At 57.5% G+C, this 16,897-nt stretch carries 15 protein-coding genes; 9 read left to right on the forward strand and 6 right to left on the reverse strand.

What is annotated here, in order from left to right; translation table 11 throughout:
- Positions 1-111 precede the first annotated feature (111 nt).
- The 3 genes from recF (at position 112) to yidA (ending at position 4,570) form a co-directional block, all read left to right on the forward strand.
- On the forward strand, positions 112-1,197 hold the full coding sequence (recF, locus tag SPL01S_RS08740) for a DNA replication/repair protein RecF (RefSeq protein WP_006322860.1): 1,086 nt from the start codon (positions 112-114) through the stop codon (positions 1,195-1,197).
- An 18-nt stretch (positions 1,198-1,215) separates the two neighbouring features.
- Entirely contained in the window at positions 1,216-3,630 is a 2,415-nt protein-coding gene (gene gyrB, locus SPL01S_RS08745) for a DNA topoisomerase (ATP-hydrolyzing) subunit B (protein ID WP_062869106.1), read from the forward strand.
- A gap of 124 nt (positions 3,631-3,754) precedes the next feature.
- Entirely contained in the window at positions 3,755-4,570 is an 816-nt protein-coding gene (yidA, locus tag SPL01S_RS08750; protein WP_020438240.1) for a sugar-phosphatase, read from the forward strand.
- A gap of 44 nt (positions 4,571-4,614) precedes the next feature.
- Here yidA and SPL01S_RS08755 read toward each other — a convergent pair whose 3' ends face one another.
- Both SPL01S_RS08755 and SPL01S_RS08760 read right to left on the reverse strand, forming a co-directional pair.
- Positions 4,615-5,556 carry an ornithine cyclodeaminase family protein gene (locus tag SPL01S_RS08755; protein WP_063198856.1) on the reverse strand — a complete coding sequence of 314 codons (942 nt, stop codon included), beginning with the start codon at positions 5,554-5,556 and terminating at the stop codon, positions 4,615-4,617.
- Entirely contained in the window at positions 5,543-6,511 is a 969-nt protein-coding gene (locus SPL01S_RS08760; protein ID WP_062869744.1) for a threonine/serine dehydratase, read from the reverse strand. Before SPL01S_RS08760 ends, SPL01S_RS08755 begins: the two co-directional genes overlap by 14 nt.
- Positions 6,512-6,729: 218 nt before the next feature.
- On the opposite strand from SPL01S_RS08760, the gene SPL01S_RS08765 reads away from it, so the two are divergent.
- Positions 6,730-8,010, forward strand: a complete 1,281-nt coding sequence (locus tag SPL01S_RS08765) for a YidR family protein (protein ID WP_063198858.1) — start codon at positions 6,730-6,732, stop codon at positions 8,008-8,010.
- 37 nt (positions 8,011-8,047) lie between these two features.
- Here SPL01S_RS08765 and SPL01S_RS08770 read toward each other — a convergent pair whose 3' ends face one another.
- The gene (locus tag SPL01S_RS08770) at positions 8,048-8,392 is read right to left on the reverse strand and encodes a YceK/YidQ family lipoprotein (protein ID WP_004950571.1); all 345 of its coding nucleotides are present in this window, start codon (positions 8,390-8,392) and stop codon (positions 8,048-8,050) included.
- Positions 8,393-8,695: 303 nt separating this feature from the next.
- Between SPL01S_RS08770 and ibpA the strand changes: the two genes are divergently transcribed.
- From ibpA to SPL01S_RS08785, 3 genes are all read left to right on the forward strand, one after another.
- Positions 8,696-9,109 carry a small heat shock chaperone IbpA gene (gene ibpA, locus SPL01S_RS08775; protein WP_004950577.1) on the forward strand — a complete coding sequence of 138 codons (414 nt, stop codon included), beginning with the start codon at positions 8,696-8,698 and terminating at the stop codon, positions 9,107-9,109.
- Between the two features lie 259 nt (positions 9,110-9,368).
- Complete coding sequence (gene ibpB / locus SPL01S_RS08780; RefSeq protein ID WP_063198860.1) at positions 9,369-9,797, forward strand: small heat shock chaperone IbpB; 429 nt, start codon at positions 9,369-9,371, stop codon at positions 9,795-9,797.
- Between the two features lie 167 nt (positions 9,798-9,964).
- Positions 9,965-11,623: a putative transporter gene (locus SPL01S_RS08785; RefSeq protein ID WP_063198862.1), complete on the forward strand. Its 1,659-nt coding sequence runs from the start codon at positions 9,965-9,967 to the stop codon at positions 11,621-11,623.
- 48 nt (positions 11,624-11,671) lie between these two features.
- Here SPL01S_RS08785 and SPL01S_RS08790 read toward each other — a convergent pair whose 3' ends face one another.
- The gene (locus SPL01S_RS08790) at positions 11,672-12,925 is read right to left on the reverse strand and encodes a valine--pyruvate transaminase (protein ID WP_062869746.1); all 1,254 of its coding nucleotides are present in this window, start codon (positions 12,923-12,925) and stop codon (positions 11,672-11,674) included.
- A gap of 134 nt (positions 12,926-13,059) precedes the next feature.
- The gene (locus tag SPL01S_RS08795) at positions 13,060-15,126 is read right to left on the reverse strand and encodes an alpha-amylase (protein ID WP_063198865.1); all 2,067 of its coding nucleotides are present in this window, start codon (positions 15,124-15,126) and stop codon (positions 13,060-13,062) included.
- Positions 15,127-15,314: 188 nt separating this feature from the next.
- Here SPL01S_RS08795 and SPL01S_RS08800 point away from each other — a divergent pair, with 188 nt between their 5' ends.
- Together SPL01S_RS08800 and SPL01S_RS24500 are read left to right on the forward strand one after the other, a co-directional pair.
- A complete protein-coding gene (locus tag SPL01S_RS08800; protein WP_063198868.1) occupies positions 15,315-15,563 on the forward strand; it encodes a CopG family ribbon-helix-helix protein in 249 nt (82 codons plus the stop codon).
- Positions 15,544-15,840, forward strand: coding sequence for a type II toxin-antitoxin system RelE/ParE family toxin (locus SPL01S_RS24500; RefSeq protein ID WP_373282281.1), 297 nt, complete (start codon positions 15,544-15,546; stop codon positions 15,838-15,840). The genes SPL01S_RS08800 and SPL01S_RS24500 overlap by 20 nt, the downstream gene beginning before the upstream one ends.
- A 44-nt stretch (positions 15,841-15,884) precedes the next feature.
- Here the strand turns inward: SPL01S_RS24500 and ghrB are convergent, their stop codons facing one another.
- Positions 15,885-16,862 carry a glyoxylate/hydroxypyruvate reductase GhrB gene (gene ghrB, locus SPL01S_RS08805; protein ID WP_062869112.1) on the reverse strand — a complete coding sequence of 326 codons (978 nt, stop codon included), beginning with the start codon at positions 16,860-16,862 and terminating at the stop codon, positions 15,885-15,887.
- Positions 16,863-16,897: the final 35 nt, after the last annotated feature.

The following is a 16,897-nucleotide window of genomic DNA, read 5'->3' on the forward strand; positions in this document are numbered from 1 at the left end:
CTCGCAATCCTCGTGTACTCTGTGTACGCTCCGGTTGCTGCGCGCTGGCCGTGCGCAAATGGCCTGCGACGATTACGCCCTGGGCTGTTCGATGATTAAGATAACTGCAGCATGGCTCTGACGCGTTTACTGATTAAAGATTTCCGCAATATCGAAGCGGCGGATTTGGCTCTGGCGCCGGGATTCAATTTCCTGGTTGGGGCCAACGGCAGTGGGAAAACCAGCGTGCTTGAGGCGGTGTATACCCTTGGCCACGGGCGCGCATTTCGCAGCCTGCAGGCCGGAAGGGTGATCCGCCACGACCAGCCGGAGTTCATTTTGCACGGCCGTATTGAAGGCGCTGAGCGTGAAATATCCGTTGGATTAAGCAAGAGCCGTCAGGGAGACAGCAAAGTACGCATCGATGGCAGCGACGGCCACAAAGTGGCTGAGCTGGCGCAGTTATTGCCGATGCAGCTGATTACCCCCGAAGGTTTTACCCTGCTAAACGGCGGGCCGAAATTTCGGCGCGCCTTCCTGGACTGGGGTTGTTTTCATAACGAACCCGGTTTTTTCACCGCCTGGAGCAACCTGAAACGGTTACTGAAGCAGCGTAATGCCGCGCTGCGCCAGGTCAGTCGCTATGCGCAGATCCGCGCCTGGGATCAGGAACTGATCCCGTTGGCCGAGCGTATCAGCGAGTGGCGGGCAGCTTACAGCGACGCGATTGCCGCGGATATCACCGCGACGTGCGCGCAGTTTTTGCCCGAATTTGCCCTGAGTTTCTCTTTCCAGCGCGGCTGGGACAAAGAGAGCGACTACGGAGAGCTGCTGGAGCGCCAGTTTGAGCGCGACAGGGCGTTAACCTATACCGCCGTGGGGCCGCATAAGGCGGACTTTCGCATCCGTGCCGAGGGCACACCGGTAGAGGATTTATTATCGCGCGGTCAGTTAAAGCTGCTGATGTGCGCGTTGCGCTTAGCGCAGGGTGAGTTTCTCACCCGGCAGAGCGGGCGGCGTTGCCTGTATCTGATTGATGATTTTGCCTCCGAGCTGGACACCGGCCGTCGCCGGTTGCTGGCCGATCGCCTGAAAGCCACCCAGGCCCAGGTCTTTGTCAGCGCGGTAAGCGCTGAACAAGTGACCGATATGGCCGGTGAAAAGGGCAAGATGTTCCGCGTGGAACAGGGTAAAATAGAGGTTCAACCACAGGACTAAAATGAGCGAGAAACGTTGATGTCGAATTCTTATGACTCCTCAAGTATCAAGGTATTAAAAGGGCTGGATGCGGTGCGTAAGCGCCCGGGCATGTATATCGGCGACACCGATGATGGCACCGGTCTGCACCACATGGTATTCGAGGTTGTGGACAACGCTATCGACGAAGCACTCGCGGGCCACTGTAGTGACATTCAGGTGGTCATCCATGCCGATAACTCCGTTTCGGTACAGGATGACGGCCGTGGTATCCCGACCGGTATTCACGAAGAGGAAGGGGTTTCTGCGGCGCAGGTCATCATGACCGTGCTGCATGCCGGCGGCAAATTTGACGACAACTCCTACAAGGTATCCGGCGGCCTGCACGGCGTGGGTGTCTCCGTTGTTAACGCCCTGTCCGAGAAGCTGGAACTGGTTATTCGCCGCGAAGGCAAGGTGCATGAGCAGACCTACGCCATGGGTGAGCCGCAGGCGCCGCTGAAAGTGGTCGGTGAAACCGATCAGACCGGCACCACGGTGCGTTTCTGGCCGAGCTACGAAACCTTCACCAACAACGTTGAATTTGAGTACGACATTCTGGCCAAGCGCCTGCGCGAGCTGTCTTTCCTTAACTCCGGCGTGTCTATCCGCCTGAAAGACAAGCGCACGGACAAAGAAGACCACTTCCACTACGAAGGCGGCATCAAGGCGTTTGTTGAATACCTGAACAAAAACAAAACCCCAATCCACCCTAACGTGTTCTATTTCTCCACCGTGAAAGACGACATCGGTGTGGAAGTGGCGCTGCAGTGGAACGACGGTTTCCAGGAAAACATCTACTGCTTCACCAACAACATCCCGCAGCGCGATGGCGGTACCCATCTGGTCGGTTTCCGTACCGCGATGACCCGTACCCTGAACAGCTACATGGATAAAGAAGGCTACAGCAAAAAGGCTAAAATCAGCGCCACCGGCGATGATGCGCGTGAAGGCCTGATTGCCGTGGTTTCGGTGAAGGTGCCAGATCCCAAGTTCTCTTCCCAGACCAAAGACAAGCTGGTTTCCTCCGAGGTGAAAACCGCGGTTGAAACGCTGATGAACGAGAAGCTGGTCGATTATCTGATGGAAAACCCGGGCGATGCGAAAATCGTCGTCGGCAAAATCATCGATGCGGCGCGTGCCCGTGAAGCGGCGCGTAAAGCGCGTGAAATGACCCGTCGTAAAGGCGCGTTGGATCTGGCCGGCCTGCCGGGCAAACTGGCGGACTGCCAGGAACGCGATCCGGCGTTGTCCGAACTCTACCTGGTGGAAGGGGACTCTGCGGGCGGCTCTGCCAAGCAGGGGCGTAACCGTAAGAACCAGGCGATTCTGCCGCTGAAAGGTAAAATCCTCAACGTCGAGAAGGCGCGCTTCGACAAGATGCTGTCTTCGCAGGAAGTGGCGACGCTGATCACTGCGCTGGGTTGCGGCATCGGCCGTGACGAGTACAACCCGGACAAGCTGCGTTACCACAGCATCATCATCATGACCGATGCCGATGTCGACGGTTCGCACATCCGTACGCTGCTGTTGACCTTCTTCTACCGCCAGATGCCGGAAATCATTGAACGCGGCCACGTGTTCATTGCCCAGCCGCCGCTGTACAAGGTGAAAAAAGGCAAGCAGGAGCAGTACATCAAAGATGACGAAGCGATGGATCAGTATCAGATCGCCATCGCGATGGACGGCGCAACCCTGCACACCAATGCCAACGCGCCGGCGCTTGCCGGTGAACCACTGGAAAAACTGGTGGCCGAGCACTACAGCGTGCAGAAGCTGATCGGTCGTATGGAACGCCGCTACCCGCGCGCGCTGCTGAACAACCTGATCTACCAGCCAACCCTGAATGAAAGCGATCTGAGCGATCAGAGCAAAGTGCAGGTATGGATTGAGTCGCTGGTGAAACTGCTGAACGATAATGAGCAGCATGGCAGCAGCTATGACTCGGTAATCTTCGAGAACCGCGAGCGCCAGATGTTTGAGCCGGTGTTGCGCATCCGTACCCACGGCGTGGATACCGACTACCCGCTGGACTTCGAGTTCTTCCACGGCGGCGAATATCGCAAAATCTGCCAACTGGGCGAAAAACTGCGTGGCCTGATCGAAGAAGATGCCTTCATCGAACGTGGCGAACGCCGTCAGCCGGTAGACAGCTTCGAGCAAGCGCTGGAGTGGCTGGTGAAAGAGTCGCGCCGTGGCCTGTCGATACAGCGTTATAAAGGTCTGGGCGAAATGAACCCTGAGCAGCTGTGGGAAACTACCATGGATCCGGAAAGCCGCCGCATGCTGCGCGTGACCGTGAAGGACGCCATCGCCGCCGATCAACTGTTCACCACCCTGATGGGGGATGCGGTCGAACCGCGTCGTGCCTTTATCGAAGAAAATGCCCTGAAAGCGGCAAATATCGATATTTAACGCATTAATGGCTGTGAAAATCCGCGCCGGGCAACCCGCGCGGATTTTTTTACGCTTTTTTTAGCGCTGACACCGCAGGCTTAAACGCGTTAGCATGAAGAAAATACACCTGGGAGAGGACGTTATGGCTATTGAACTGATTGCAATTGATATGGACGGCACGCTGCTTAATCCGCAGCACCAGATTACGCCTGCGGTGAAGCAGGCCATCACCGAAGCGCGCCGCAAAGGGGTTCACGTGGTGCTGGCTACCGGGCGGCCTTACGTCGGCGTGCAGGATTATCTGCGTCAATTGGACATTCAGGGCAGCGGTGATTTCTGCATTACCTATAACGGTGCCCTGGTTTTACAGGCCGTAGACGGCGCCTGCATCCTGCAGGAAACCCTGGATTTCGAAGACTACGTCTATGTTGAAGGGTTGGCGCGCGAGTTTGGCGTGCACTATCAAGCGTTTGATTTCGATACCCTGTATACGCCGAACAAAGACATCGGCAAATACACCATCCATGAAGCCCACATGACCGGTATTCCATTGAAATACCGCAGCGTGGAAGAAATGGACCGCCAGATGCGTTTCCCTAAAGTGATGATGATTGATGAGCCGGAACTGCTCGATCGCGCGATTGCCCGCCTGCCGGCCGAAGCGTGGGAGCGTTACACCATCCTGAAAAGCGCGCCTTACTTCCTGGAGATTTTGCATAAGCGGGTTGATAAGGGCACCGGGGTGAAAATGCTGGCCGAACACCTCGGCATTGCGCAGGAAAACGTGATGGCATTGGGCGATCAGGCCAATGATACCGCGATGATCGAATACGCCGGCGTTGGCGTAGCGATGGGCAACGCCATCCCGGAACTGAAAGCGGTGGCGCAGTTCGTTACCACCGCCAATACTGAAGACGGCGTGGCGCGTGCCATTGAGAAGTTTGTGCTGAATGCCTGAGGCGTTGTTGCACCCCAGGGGCGCACCTGCGCCCCTGAAGCGCGTCAGAGGCGCGCTAAAATGCCTTTCACAATCTGTACGTCCTGAATCGCCAGCCCGGTAAGATCGGCAATAGTGATTTGTTGCGGGCTGCTGCGCAACCTTCCCCCGTGCGCCAGAGCAGTGCCAAATTCGACGATCGGCTTCGATGTCAGCAAACCTTGCCGATAAGCGGTGGCGATCTCGCCGTAGTCTGCACACTGCGACAAGGCATCAACCAGCAACAGGTCCGCCCTGGCGACCAGATCGGTCGCCAGCTCCTGCTTGCCGTGGGTGTCTGCGCCAATTGCCGTGATATGGGTACCAGGCTGAATATCCGTCGCCTGCAGAATGGGCTCGCGGCTGGGGGTTGTGGTGACAATCAGCCGACAATGCGCCGCCAGCTCTGCCGCGTTTTGGGTGGTCTGCACCCGGAAACCCTCAGCTTCGGCATCGTGGCGAAAGGCTTGCAGAGCCGGTTCGTTACGGCCCCATACCCAGACATCGCGGCATGGGGTGAGCGGTTTTAGCTGTTGCAGTTGCAACCGGGCCTGCATGCCGCAGCCGACGATGCCGATCGCCGGGATGTCCGTCGGGGCGCACAGTTCGGCGGCAATACGCCCCGCCAGCGCGGTGCGTAACGCGGTCAGCCAGCCTTCGTCCAGCAGCAGCGCCTGTGGTTCGCCGGTCAGTGCAGAGAAGGCCATCAGCAACCCCTGATTGCTGGCCAACCCTTGCGCCGGGTTGCGGTAGAAACCGGCGGACACCTTGACAACAAACTGCTCATCGCCTTCCAGCCACGCCGATTTGATACAGCAGTCGCCTGCGGCTTGCTCAAACAGAAAATGCTGTACCGGCGGCTGTTGTACCTGTTGGCGCGAGTAAGCAATAAATCCGGATTTAAGCAGTGACGTGATGCTATCTGCGTCGAAACTGTCAATTATCTGCTGCTGGTTAATGATTTTCATCGGCGATGGCCTTGAGGTATTTCTCCAGCACGATGTTTTTTCCGCACAGCACCACAGCCACTTTTTTTCCCTGAAATTCCGGTGCCAGCTTGATGGCCGCCGCCAGGGCTACCCCGGCCGCGCCTTCAATAATCCAGCGATCGCTGGCGGCAATCTGGCGCATCGCCCGTTTGATTTCCGTTTCACTGACCAGAATTTTGCGATCGATCAGCTGCTGGCACAGTGGGAAGGTAATGGCGTTAGGCTCCACGCCGCCGGCGGTGCCGTCGGACAAAGTCTCCTGCTCCTCTACCGGGAAGATATGGCCGGCTTCCAGCGCGCTGTACATGCTGGTGGCATTCTCCGGCCAACAGGCGATCAGTTGGGTTTTCGGCGACAATTGCTGCAGTACGGTGCCAATACCTGAAATATAGCCACCGCCGCCTACGGCGACAATCACCGCATCCAGATCCGGTTGCTGTTCGACCAACTCCATGCCGCAGGTGCCTTGGCCGGCGATCACCTGTTCGTCGTTATAAGGGGAGACATACACTTTGCCCTGTTCCTGGGCCGCCTTCTCGCCCGCCTGTTCCGCTTTCAGAGCATCCCCCGGCACTGTCACGACTTTACCGCCCAAAGCGCGGATGGTTTCGAGCTTGATCGCGGCGGCGGTTTCCGGCGCATAGACCGTCACGCTGACGCCCATCAGTTTGCCCGCCAGCGCCATCGCCTGGCCGTGATTACCGCTGGAGGCGGCGATCACCCCGCGTTGACGCTGTTCGTCACTCAGCAGCCGCAGTTTATTGCTGGCCCCGCGAAATTTGAATGAACCGGTTGGCTGCAGATGGTCGCATTTCAGATACAGCTCGCAACCCAGTTGCTGCGACAGCAGCACGCTGCGCTCCAACGGGGTCACGCGTACCTGAGGACGCAACTGCTGATGGGCGGAAACAATTGCGTCGAATAAGCTGCTCATACCGGTTCCTTTTATTTTCATCGAGTTGACGATCTTTTTGATCTGATTTTCCACATGGGTATTTTCCATTGATGTGGACTTTAAAATCCATATTGTACTTTATTGTATTCATTGTAAACCCCCCTGCGTCGATGGGAAGCACCTTGATGGGCGATGTGAAGCCCTTGCCCAATCCGGTAAGATGGTGACTTAGTGCCAACATGTGCAGGGGAGCCGCCATGAGCTATCGGGAAAAACAACTGACTTTTGAACCACGCGGACACCAGTTAACCAATATCAACGTCTGGACGCCAGACAGCCAGTGGCTGGCTTACGACGTGCGTCCGAACGGCGCTTCCTTTACCGGTCTGAGTATTGAAAGGGTGAATGCCAACAGCGGCAAGGTCGAGGTGGTATATCGCGCGCAGCAGGGTGCACATGTGGGCGTAGTGACCGTCAGCCCGGACGCGCCGGCCCGTTACGCTTTTATTCACGGCCCGGAACACCCGGACAGCGTTTGGCATTACGACTTTCATCATCGCCGTGGCGTGATCGTCAGCGAACCGGATCTTGAACTGGCCGTGACTCTTGATGCGATGGATATCACTGCGCCCTATACCCCCGGGGCGCTGCGCGGTGGCACGCACGTTCACGTGTTCAGCCCGGACGGCAGTCGCCTGAGTTTTACCTATAACGACCACGTGATGCACGAGCTGGACCCTGCACGGGATCTGCGTAACGTAGGTGTGGCTGTGCCGTTGCAGGGCGTAAATCCGCCCAAGCAGCATCCGCGTGAATATGATGGCAGCCATTATTGCGTGTTGGTCAGCGAAACGACGCCGCAGCCGCAGCCGGGCAGTGACCAGATTAACCGTGCCTACGAAGAGGGTTGGGTCGGGCAACGTGGCTATCTGCGGCCCGATGGACGTCAACAGCGTTGGGCATTGGCGTTTATCGGCGACACGCGTTCCGCTGCCGGCGAAAAGTTGCCGGAAGTGTTTATTGTCGACCTGCCGCGCGACGACGCCGATTACGCTAAAGCCGGCTCCCGACCGCTGCAGGGCACCCCGACCCATTTACCCGCTCCCCCTTTGGGCGTGCACCAACGTCGCCTGACCTTTACCGACGGGCGTCGTTATCCCGGCGTTGTCACCGCACCGCGCCATTGGCTGCGCAGTTCGCCTGATGGCAGCATGATTGCCTTTCTGATGAAGGATGACGAGGGTGTAGTGCAGCTGTGGACGGTTTCGCCGAACGGCGGTGAGCCGCGCCAAATTACCCGGGGTGAGCATGGGATCCAGTCTGCGTTCAGTTGGCATCCGCAGGGCGGGCGAATCGCGCTGGTGTGCGATAACAGCCTGATGCTGTGCGAGGTGCCCAGCGGCCGCATGCAGCGCCTGACGAAACGCACCGCGCTGCCACCGTCGGGCGATGCCATTGTCTTTTCGCCGGACGGTAATCAAGTGGCGTTTATGCGCGAGGTTGAGGGTTTCAGCCAGATTTTTGTGGCTACGGTGTGATCAGGATGCGGGCCGGGCAGCCCGCGTCAGAGCCTTTTTAATGTGCGGCTACGCTGGCTGCATGGCTGGGATCGCCGCTGGCCGCCAGGTTCTGCTCTTCGCCGCGCAGGATGCGTGCTCTCGGTGAGTCTGCGGTGTCGTCACTGCCGGAGCGCATATAGTCGTAAGGCAGCAGCACGGTGTCCATCACGGCCGAGAAGGGCAGATCCAGCGCCACCAGCGGCATCATCGCCCAACTGGTGTTGTCGTCCTTCAGCATGCCCACGCTGGCGCGGGTACCCGGATAGTAGCCCTGATTCGGGCCGGTGTGGCTCATCACGCTGGAGCAGCCGTTTGTCGCCAGCAGCATGCAACTGGTTGCTATCACTTTTATCGTTTTCATTATTCCATCCTGCAGGGTGCTGTTCCCTAAAATTTGCTGATCTATAACATCTTGTCGATGTTTTAAAAGGAGCAAGGTCACGCTCTGTGGCGGCTCTCTCACTTTATTGTAAGGGATAAAAAAACTTTCGCCGAACTGATTGTCATTTTTTTGATCGCCGCCGGTTGAAATGATGCAATCAACCCCCATTTTCTTATCAGAAGCAAATTAAGAATTTGCCGTAAGGGAATTCTTATTATTAGCCTGTCCTTAGTGGAAGGCGTAATTATTAAACCTCGCTGAAGTGCCTTAGGAGGCTGTTTTATGCGCAATTTCGATCTTTCCCCGCTATACCGTTCCGCCATTGGTTTTGACCGCTTGTTTAACGCGCTGGAGGCTGGGCAGAGCCAGGGGAATGGCGGCTACCCACCTTATAATGTTGAGTTGGTGGATGAAAACCATTATCGCATTGCGATCGCCGTGGCCGGGTTTGCCGAGCAGGAACTGGAAATCACCACCCAGGACAATCTTCTGATTGTGCGTGGTGCCCATAATAACGAACCTGCTGAAAGAACCTACTTATATCAAGGTATTGCCGAGCGTAACTTCGAGCGTAAATTCCAGCTGGCCGAGCATATCCAAATTAAAGGCGCGAAGCTGGAAAATGGGTTGTTGTATATCGACATGGAACGCATCGTACCGGAAACATTAAAACCGCGCCGGATTGAAATTAAATAATTTTTATTTCATCAGCGAAACGTCTCGCTGGTGTTAAATGTTAACTTGCCCGCCGTCAGGGGGCATAGCTTAATTTGCCCTATGAATTTTAAGTGGCAGCCAGGCGACCCGCTCATTCATCCCACGGCGCTTACTAAGGTCAGTGATTGGGGTGACAAATTTGCCGGGAGCAGATTTGAACGAGCCACATAACCGAGAACGACGCTGTAGCTTGAAAGACAACGGGTAACATCTCGCTTCATAGAAGGAGTTTTACATTATGCGTAATTACGATCTGTCACCTTTGCTGCGTCAGTGGATTGGTTTCGACAAGTTGGCCAGCTCAATGGGCGGCCAGGAACCCCAGGGTTTCCCGCCGTACAACATCGAGAAAAGCGACGACAACCACTACCGCATTTCTCTGGCGCTGGCCGGGTTCAAACAAAGCGAACTGAACATTGAAGTGGAAGGGCCGCGCCTGACCGTGAGCGGTAAGCCGACACCGCCGGAAAAACAGGTGGAATACCTGCATCAGGGGCTGGTATGCAAAGAGTTTACTCTGACCTTCACGCTGGCCGAGCACCTGCAGGTTGCTGAGGCGCAGTTTGAAAATGGCCTGTTGCACATCGATCTGGTGCGTCAGGTGCCGGATGCCTTGCAACCGCAACGCATCGCCATCGGCACCACGCCGGGGTTAGACGCTCAGTAACCGACTGAAAAAAATCGGTAATAACACGGGGGAAGTCCTAGCGGGCTTCCCCCGTTGCATTCTGTGGCGTAACCCACATTCCCCCCGTCCCGCTTATGCCAGAATCCCTATTAATTGTGTGCTTTAACCGCAAACCGGTTGTTAAACTTCTGGCAAGGATGTGACCTATGAGCGATATCGCCCTGACCGTCAGCATGTTGGCGTTGGTGGCCGTTCTCGGGCTGTGGATGGGTAACTGGAAGGTGTATGGCGTCGGGCTGGGCATTGGCGGGGTCCTGTTCGGTGGCATTATCGTGGGGCATTTCGCCCAGAGCTGGCAAGTCAGTCTTAACGGCGACATGCTGCATTTCATTCAGGAATTCGGGCTGATCCTGTTCGTTTACACCATTGGCATTCAGGTGGGCCCAGGTTTCTTTTCTTCCCTGCGGGTGTCCGGGCTGCGGCTCAACGGTTTCGCCATTTTACTGGTGCTGGTTGGCGGCGTGGTGGCGGCGGGGGTTCACAAGCTGTTTGCCGTGCCGCTGCCGATCATTCTCGGCGTGTTCTCCGGAGCGGTCACCAATACTCCCGCGCTCGGTGCCGGGCAGCAAATTCTTACCGATCTGGGGTCCGATCCGGCGTTGGTCGATCGCATGGGGATGGGTTACGCCATGGCCTATCCGTTCGGTATCTGCGGCATCCTGCTGGTGATGTGGCTGATCCGCCTGTTCTTTCGTATCAATATCGATAAGGAAGCGCAGGCGTTTGAAAACAGCCTGGGCAATCACCACGAACTGCTGCACACCATGAACGTGGCGGTGCGTAATCCCAATCTGCAGGGGATGGCGATAAAAAATGTGCCGCTGCTGAATGGGGAGGACATCGTCTGCTCACGGCTGAAACGCGGCGAGCTGCTGATGGTGCCCGAGCCGCTCGAGAGGCTGGAGTTGGGTGACTATCTGCATCTGGTAGGAAAGCGCGAGAGCCTGGAAAATGCCCGGCTGGTGATTGGCGAAGAGGTGGACGTTTCGTTGTCAACGCGCGGCACGGCGTTACAGGTGGTGAGGGCGGTGGTGACCAATGAGAAGGTGCTGGGCAGCAAAATCCGCGATCTCAACCTGAAGCGGAAATATGACGTGGTGATCTCGCGCCTGAACCGTTCCGGGGTTGAACTGGTGGCCGGCAGCAACGTTACGCTGCAATTTGGCGATATCCTCAACCTGGTTGGCCGGCCGGAATCGATTGAAGCGGTCGCGGCCATCGTCGGCAACGCTCAGCAGAAATTGCAACAGGTGCAGATGTTGCCGGTATTTATCGGCATCGGGCTGGGAGTGTTGCTGGGTTCTGTCCCGCTGTTTGTACCGGGTTTCCCGGCGGCATTGCGCCTTGGGCTGGCCGGCGGGCCGCTGGTGGCGGCATTGATCCTCGGGCGTATCGGCAGCATTGGCAAGCTGTACTGGTTTATGCCGCCGAGCGCCAACCTGGCGCTGCGCGAGTTGGGCATTGTGCTGTTTCTGGCGGTGGTGGGGCTGAAATCGGGGGGGAACTTTGTCGATACCCTGATGCATGGCGAAGGGCTGGCGTGGATTGGCTACGGCGCGTTGATTACCGCTATCCCGTTGCTCAGCGTGGGTGTGCTGGCGCGGGTCGTGGGCAAGATGAATTATCTGACGCTGTCCGGCATGCTGGCAGGTTCGATGACCGATCCGCCGGCGCTGGCCTTCGCCAATGGCCTGCACCCGACCAGCGGCGCTGCCGCGCTGTCTTACGCCACGGTTTACCCTTTGGCGATGTTCCTGCGCATCATGTCGCCGCAGTTGCTGGCGGTGCTGTTTTGGGTGATGTAACGAGCCGGGGCGCAGCTGTTACCTGCTAACTGCGCCCCGGCTCAGGCATCAGCCCGCTTCCTGGTGCGCGCGTTCGATCTCTTCCGCCAAAATCGCCACGCCGCGCTCGATTTTCTCCGGATCCGGCACGTAGTTCATCCGCATGCACTGGTGAGTATGCGGCCATTCATGCTCCAGCCCCGGGAAGAAGTAGTGGCCCGGCACCATCAGCACGCCGCGTTTTTTCAGGCGCTGATACAGCAGCTCGGTGGTGATCGGCAGATCCTTGAACCACAGCCAAAGGAAAATCGCCCCTTCCGGTTTGTGGATCAGGCAACGCTCTGGCGACAGATAGCGGCGGATTATCTCGATGGTGTGTTCAACGCGCTGTTTGTAGAACGGGCGGATAACCTCGTTCGACAGGCGCAGCAGATCGCCGCGTTCGATCATTTCCGCTGCCATCGCCGGCCCCATGCTGCCCGGTGACAGGCTGATGATGCCGTTCATGTTGGTCAGGGCGCTGATGATTTTCTCATCGGCAATCACGATGCCGCAGCGTGAGCCGGGCAACCCGAGCTTGGACAAGCTCATGCACAAGATGATGTTCGGGTTCCACAGCGGCGTCGCTTCGCTGAAGATAATTCCGGGGAACGGCACGCCGTAAGCGTTATCGATCACCAGCGGAATATTGCGTTGCTGCGCCAGCAGATCGAGCTTCATCAGCTCTTCGTCGGTGATCACGTTACCGGTTGGGTTGGTCGGGCGCGACACGCAGATCATGCCGATGTCGTCGCCAATATGCAGGTGTTCGAAATCAACGTGATATTTGAACTGGCCTTCCGGCAGCAGCTCGATATTGGGCTTGGCCGACACGAACAGACCCTCGTCCAGCCCGGCGTCGGCGTAGCCGATATATTCCGGTGCCAGCGGGAACAGCACGCGGCGACGGCTGCCGTCGGCATAACGCCCGGCAAACAGGTTAAACAAGTAGAAAAACGCGCTCTGGCTGCCGTTTGTTAGTGCAATATTCTGTGGTGAAATCTGCCAGCCCAGCTCGTCGCGCAGCAAAGTAGCCAGCGCTTTCAGCAGGGCGTCTTTGCCCTGCGGGCCATCGTAGTTACACAGCGCCTCGGTCAGTTTGCCCTGGTCGAGCATGTCCTGGCACAGCTGTTTGAAGTAGCTTTCCATCTCTGGAATTTGCGCCGGGTTGCCGCCGCCGAGCATGATGGCACCGGGCGTGCGCAGGCCTTCGTTCAGGTCATCCATTAAACGGGTAATGCCCGCGTAACGGGTAAATTTGTCGCCGAAAAGTGAAAAAGTCATAGGTGCAGCAGTATTGTTTTTAGCAGGTAATCGCCCACCATACCGCCAGATAATTTTCGGCGCAATGCGGTTCATAAAACAACCACCGGGGATAAACTTCACCCGGTGGTTGTTTTCCAGCAGATTGTACTGAATTAATGTGACCGATCGCCGACCCACACCACCATCACCTTGTCGTCGCCAAGCCGGCGGCTGAAGGCATAGTAGCCTGCGGTTTGCTGCGACTGTTGCACACCGGCCCCGATCGCCGGATGGCGGGCACGGAACTGCCCAAGCCTTTGCCAATGCGCCAGCAGTGGCGCTTTGGCACCTTGCTGTTCACGCCAGTTCATATCGGAACGCGTGCCCTGCAGCGGATCCGAACCGGTCGGGCCGAGCTGGCGGCCGCTTTCATCACCGTAGTAAATTTGCACCGCCCCCGGGGCCAGCAGCAGCAAATCTGCCGCACGCTGCTGCAATGGCAGCGAACCTTTGGCATCGCTGGCGAAGAACAGCCGGGTATCGTGCGAGGAGAGATAGCTCAGTACGTTGAAATCCTGCAGCTTGTCGGCCATTTGCTGGTAAGTGGCGTCGATACTGGAGAAACAGCTCAGCGCCTGCGAAGCCTGATCCTGAAAGTCGAAATTGATCATCGCGTCAAAGCCATTCTGGTAATAGTCGCTTTTCATCACGCCGTGGCCCCAGGCTTCGCCGGTCATCCAGAATGGGGCGTCATCCAGCGCCTGGTGTGGATTGGCGGCTTTCCATTGCGCCAGCGCCGCCGTGGCTCGCTGTTTCAGCAGCGCCAGCGTGGGTTTCTCCACGTGCTTGGCGGTATCGACGCGGAAGCCGTCGATACCGTAATCGCGCACCCATTGGCTGAGCCAGGTGGTCAGGTAGTCGCGGGTCGTGGCACCGGGAATATCCTGTGCGGCGGTGTCGGGTTTGTGGCGATAGAACAGCGGCAGGCCACTGGCGCCGGGCGCTTCAGTTTTGATGTCCGGGAGGAAGGCCAGTGACATGGTGAGGTCGTTATAACCCGGCGAGTCATAGTCGCCGATATCGGTGCGGATCCAGTTTTTCCCCCACCACGGGCTCCAGCCTGCCTTGTCGCTGAAATTAATGTAATCGTTGAAGCTGTGCCAGTTTTGCCCTGGACCAGGCCGCCAGTCGCCCCAGTTTTTACCCAGCGTTTTTTCGATCTCCGCGCCCTTCAGGTAGAGCGAGCCGAAGTGGAAGGTCTGCATATCGGCCAAGGTGGCGTAGCCGACATGGTTCACCACCACGTCGAACAGAATGCGGATGCCGCGTTGGTGCGCCTGTTCGACCAGTTTGCGCAGGTCTTGCTCGGTGCCCATATTGGCGTCGAGCCGGGTCCAGTCCAGTGCGTAGTAGCCGTGATAAGCGTAGTGCGGGAAATCGCCTTTGGTGCCGCCGCCGACCCAACCGTGGATCTGTTCCAGTGGCGAGCTGATCCACAGTGCGTTGACGCCAAGCTGTTGCAGGTAATCCAGCTTTTGCGTCAGCCCGGCGAGATCGCCGCCGTGGAAGGTGCCGATCTCCTGCATGCCGTCGCTGCGGCGGCCGTAGCTGTGGTCGTTGGCCGGGTTGCCGTTTTCAAAGCGATCGGTCAGTGCGAAATAGACCGTGGCGTTGTGCCAGTTGAACGGTGCCGGTTTTTCCGTGCCGGCGGATTCCAGCAGCAGCATGCCGCCGCTGCCTGCGGCAGGCTGAAGGGTCACTTTGCCCTGGCTGACCCTGGCCGTTTGGCCGGAATAGAAATCGCGCACTGTTTCGCCTTCGGTGAAGGTCGCCGCTACGTCAAGGGTGACGGGCTTGCCGTCCCAGCGCTGACAGGTGCGGGTTACCGCTGCGGCGGCGGCCTGTGGGGCCGTTTTCAGGCTGAGTTGCAGCGTCGGCGTACCGCTGCGGGTATCGACGCGCACCTGGTATTCACCGTCGCGGAACAACCGCCAGGTGACCGGTGGGGCATCGCCGCAAGGTTGCAGCGACAGGGTTTGGTTCAGCCTGGCCGCCGCGGTCGGCTGCCAGCATTGCCGATCCTGATAAATTTTCAGCGGCAGTTCGCCCTTGGGCAGCGTGGCGTGGCTGGTGAACAGCCCGGCGGTGGATTCGTCAAAGGTCGGGAAGCTTTGCAGCGTCCAGCTTGCTAGTGCGGCCGGTGACAGCAGCATCAGCAGGGGTAGGGTCAGGCGTTTCATGGCTCTCCTTACGCGTGGCAGGAAGCGTTTTTATTCTGGGGTAACGCTCAGTGTGACAAATGAAGAAAAAATAGCCTCATCCCGATGGCGTATTTTCAGGGAGGAGGGAGAAGGGGGAGAACCCCGTCTGTTATCCGGTGTTTTTTTAATCTATATTACAATGTATACATTGTAGTGTGAGGTGACCTATGAGCGTGATGTCCGTTCGACTCCCGGAAGATCTCAGTGAGCAGCTAGAAGCTTTGGCCAAAGCGACCGGCCGAACAAAATCATTTCTGGCCGGGCAGGCTATCCGGGATTTCATCAACCGTGAAGCCTGGCAGATTGCGGAAATTCAACAGGCCATCACTGAGGCGGATAAGGGGGATTTTGCTGCTGATGATGAAATGGAAGCCCGCTTCAAGAGGATGGGAGTGAGTGATAACGCTGAAAATTAAATGGCTAAGGAAAGCCGCAAGCAATTTTGACGATGAATACGAGTGGCTTTATCTGGAGAGTCCGCAGGTAGCGACAGAATTTGCCAGGGAGGTTTTTCGTTTAGTGAGTTTACTGGTTACAAATCCGGCCCTGGGCCGGGCCGGCAGAGTGATGGGAACCCGGGAAATCGTGATGCAGACCTTTCCTTATCTGATCCCTTACAGAGTTAAAAGCAATGAAATACATATTCTTAGGATATTTCATATACGGAGACGCCCACCGAAAGGCGGTTGGTAGTTTTGCCAGGATGCCAGTGGGTCACCTGCTGACATCCTGGCAAGTTACCTCTTCAGCAACTGCGGATTGACGCAGTTTTCTTTTACCGTACCGGTCAGGGCGGCAATCAGGTTATCTACCGCGCATTCGGCCATCGCATTGCGGGTTTCATGAGTGGCGGAGCCGATGTGCGGCAGTGCCACCACGTTCGGCAGCGTCAGCAGCGGCGAAGAGACCGGCAGCGGCTCTTTCTCGAAGACGTCCAGCCCGGCGGCGTGGATCGTTCCGTTCTGCAACGCTTCTATCAGTGCGGCTTCATCCACCACCGGGCCACGGCCGGCGTTGATCAAAATACCGCTCTTTTTCATCTTCGCCAGTTGGTCGCGGCTGATCATATGGAAGGTTTCTTCGGTCAGCGGCAGCGTGATGCAAATGAAATCGGACTCGGCCAACAGGGTGTCCAGATCGCAGCGACGGGCGTTAAAACGCGTCTCGGCCTCTTCGTGGGTGCGGCGGGCGTTGTACAGTATCGGCATGCCGAAGCCGAAATGAGCACGCTGCGCCAGCGCCAAGCCGATGCGGCCCATGCCGAGGATGCCGAGGGTTTTATGGTGCACGTCGACGCCAAACCAGTCCGGCCCGATGCTGCCTTGCCATTCACCGGCTTTTACCCGCTCGGCCACTTCCACCACGCGGCGCGCCGTCGCCAGCACCAGGCTCATGATGGTATCGGCGACGGTTTCGGTCAGCACGGTCGGGGTATGCATCAGCACCACGTTATGGGCGTTAAGCGCGTCGACGTCGAAATTGTCGTAACCGACGGAAATGGTTGAAGCGGCGCGCAGCTTGGGTGCTTGTTGCAGGAAAGCTTCATCAATCTTGCCGCCGGAACCGATGATCCCTTCCGCCTGAGCGAGCGCTTGTTTCAGCTCGTCGCGGTTATCCGGCGACAGGCCGTCGAAGGCGTGCACGGTGAAGTGCTGTTCCAGCCGTTGACGCAATTCGGTGGGGATGCTTTTGTACAATACGATAGAAGGCTTCATCACGAACTCCAGCAATACCCTTTGTCTTTCAGGCT

Source organism: Serratia plymuthica NBRC 102599 (assembly GCF_001590925.1).
In the GTDB taxonomy this organism is placed as follows: Bacteria; Pseudomonadota; Gammaproteobacteria; order Enterobacterales; family Enterobacteriaceae; genus Serratia; species Serratia plymuthica.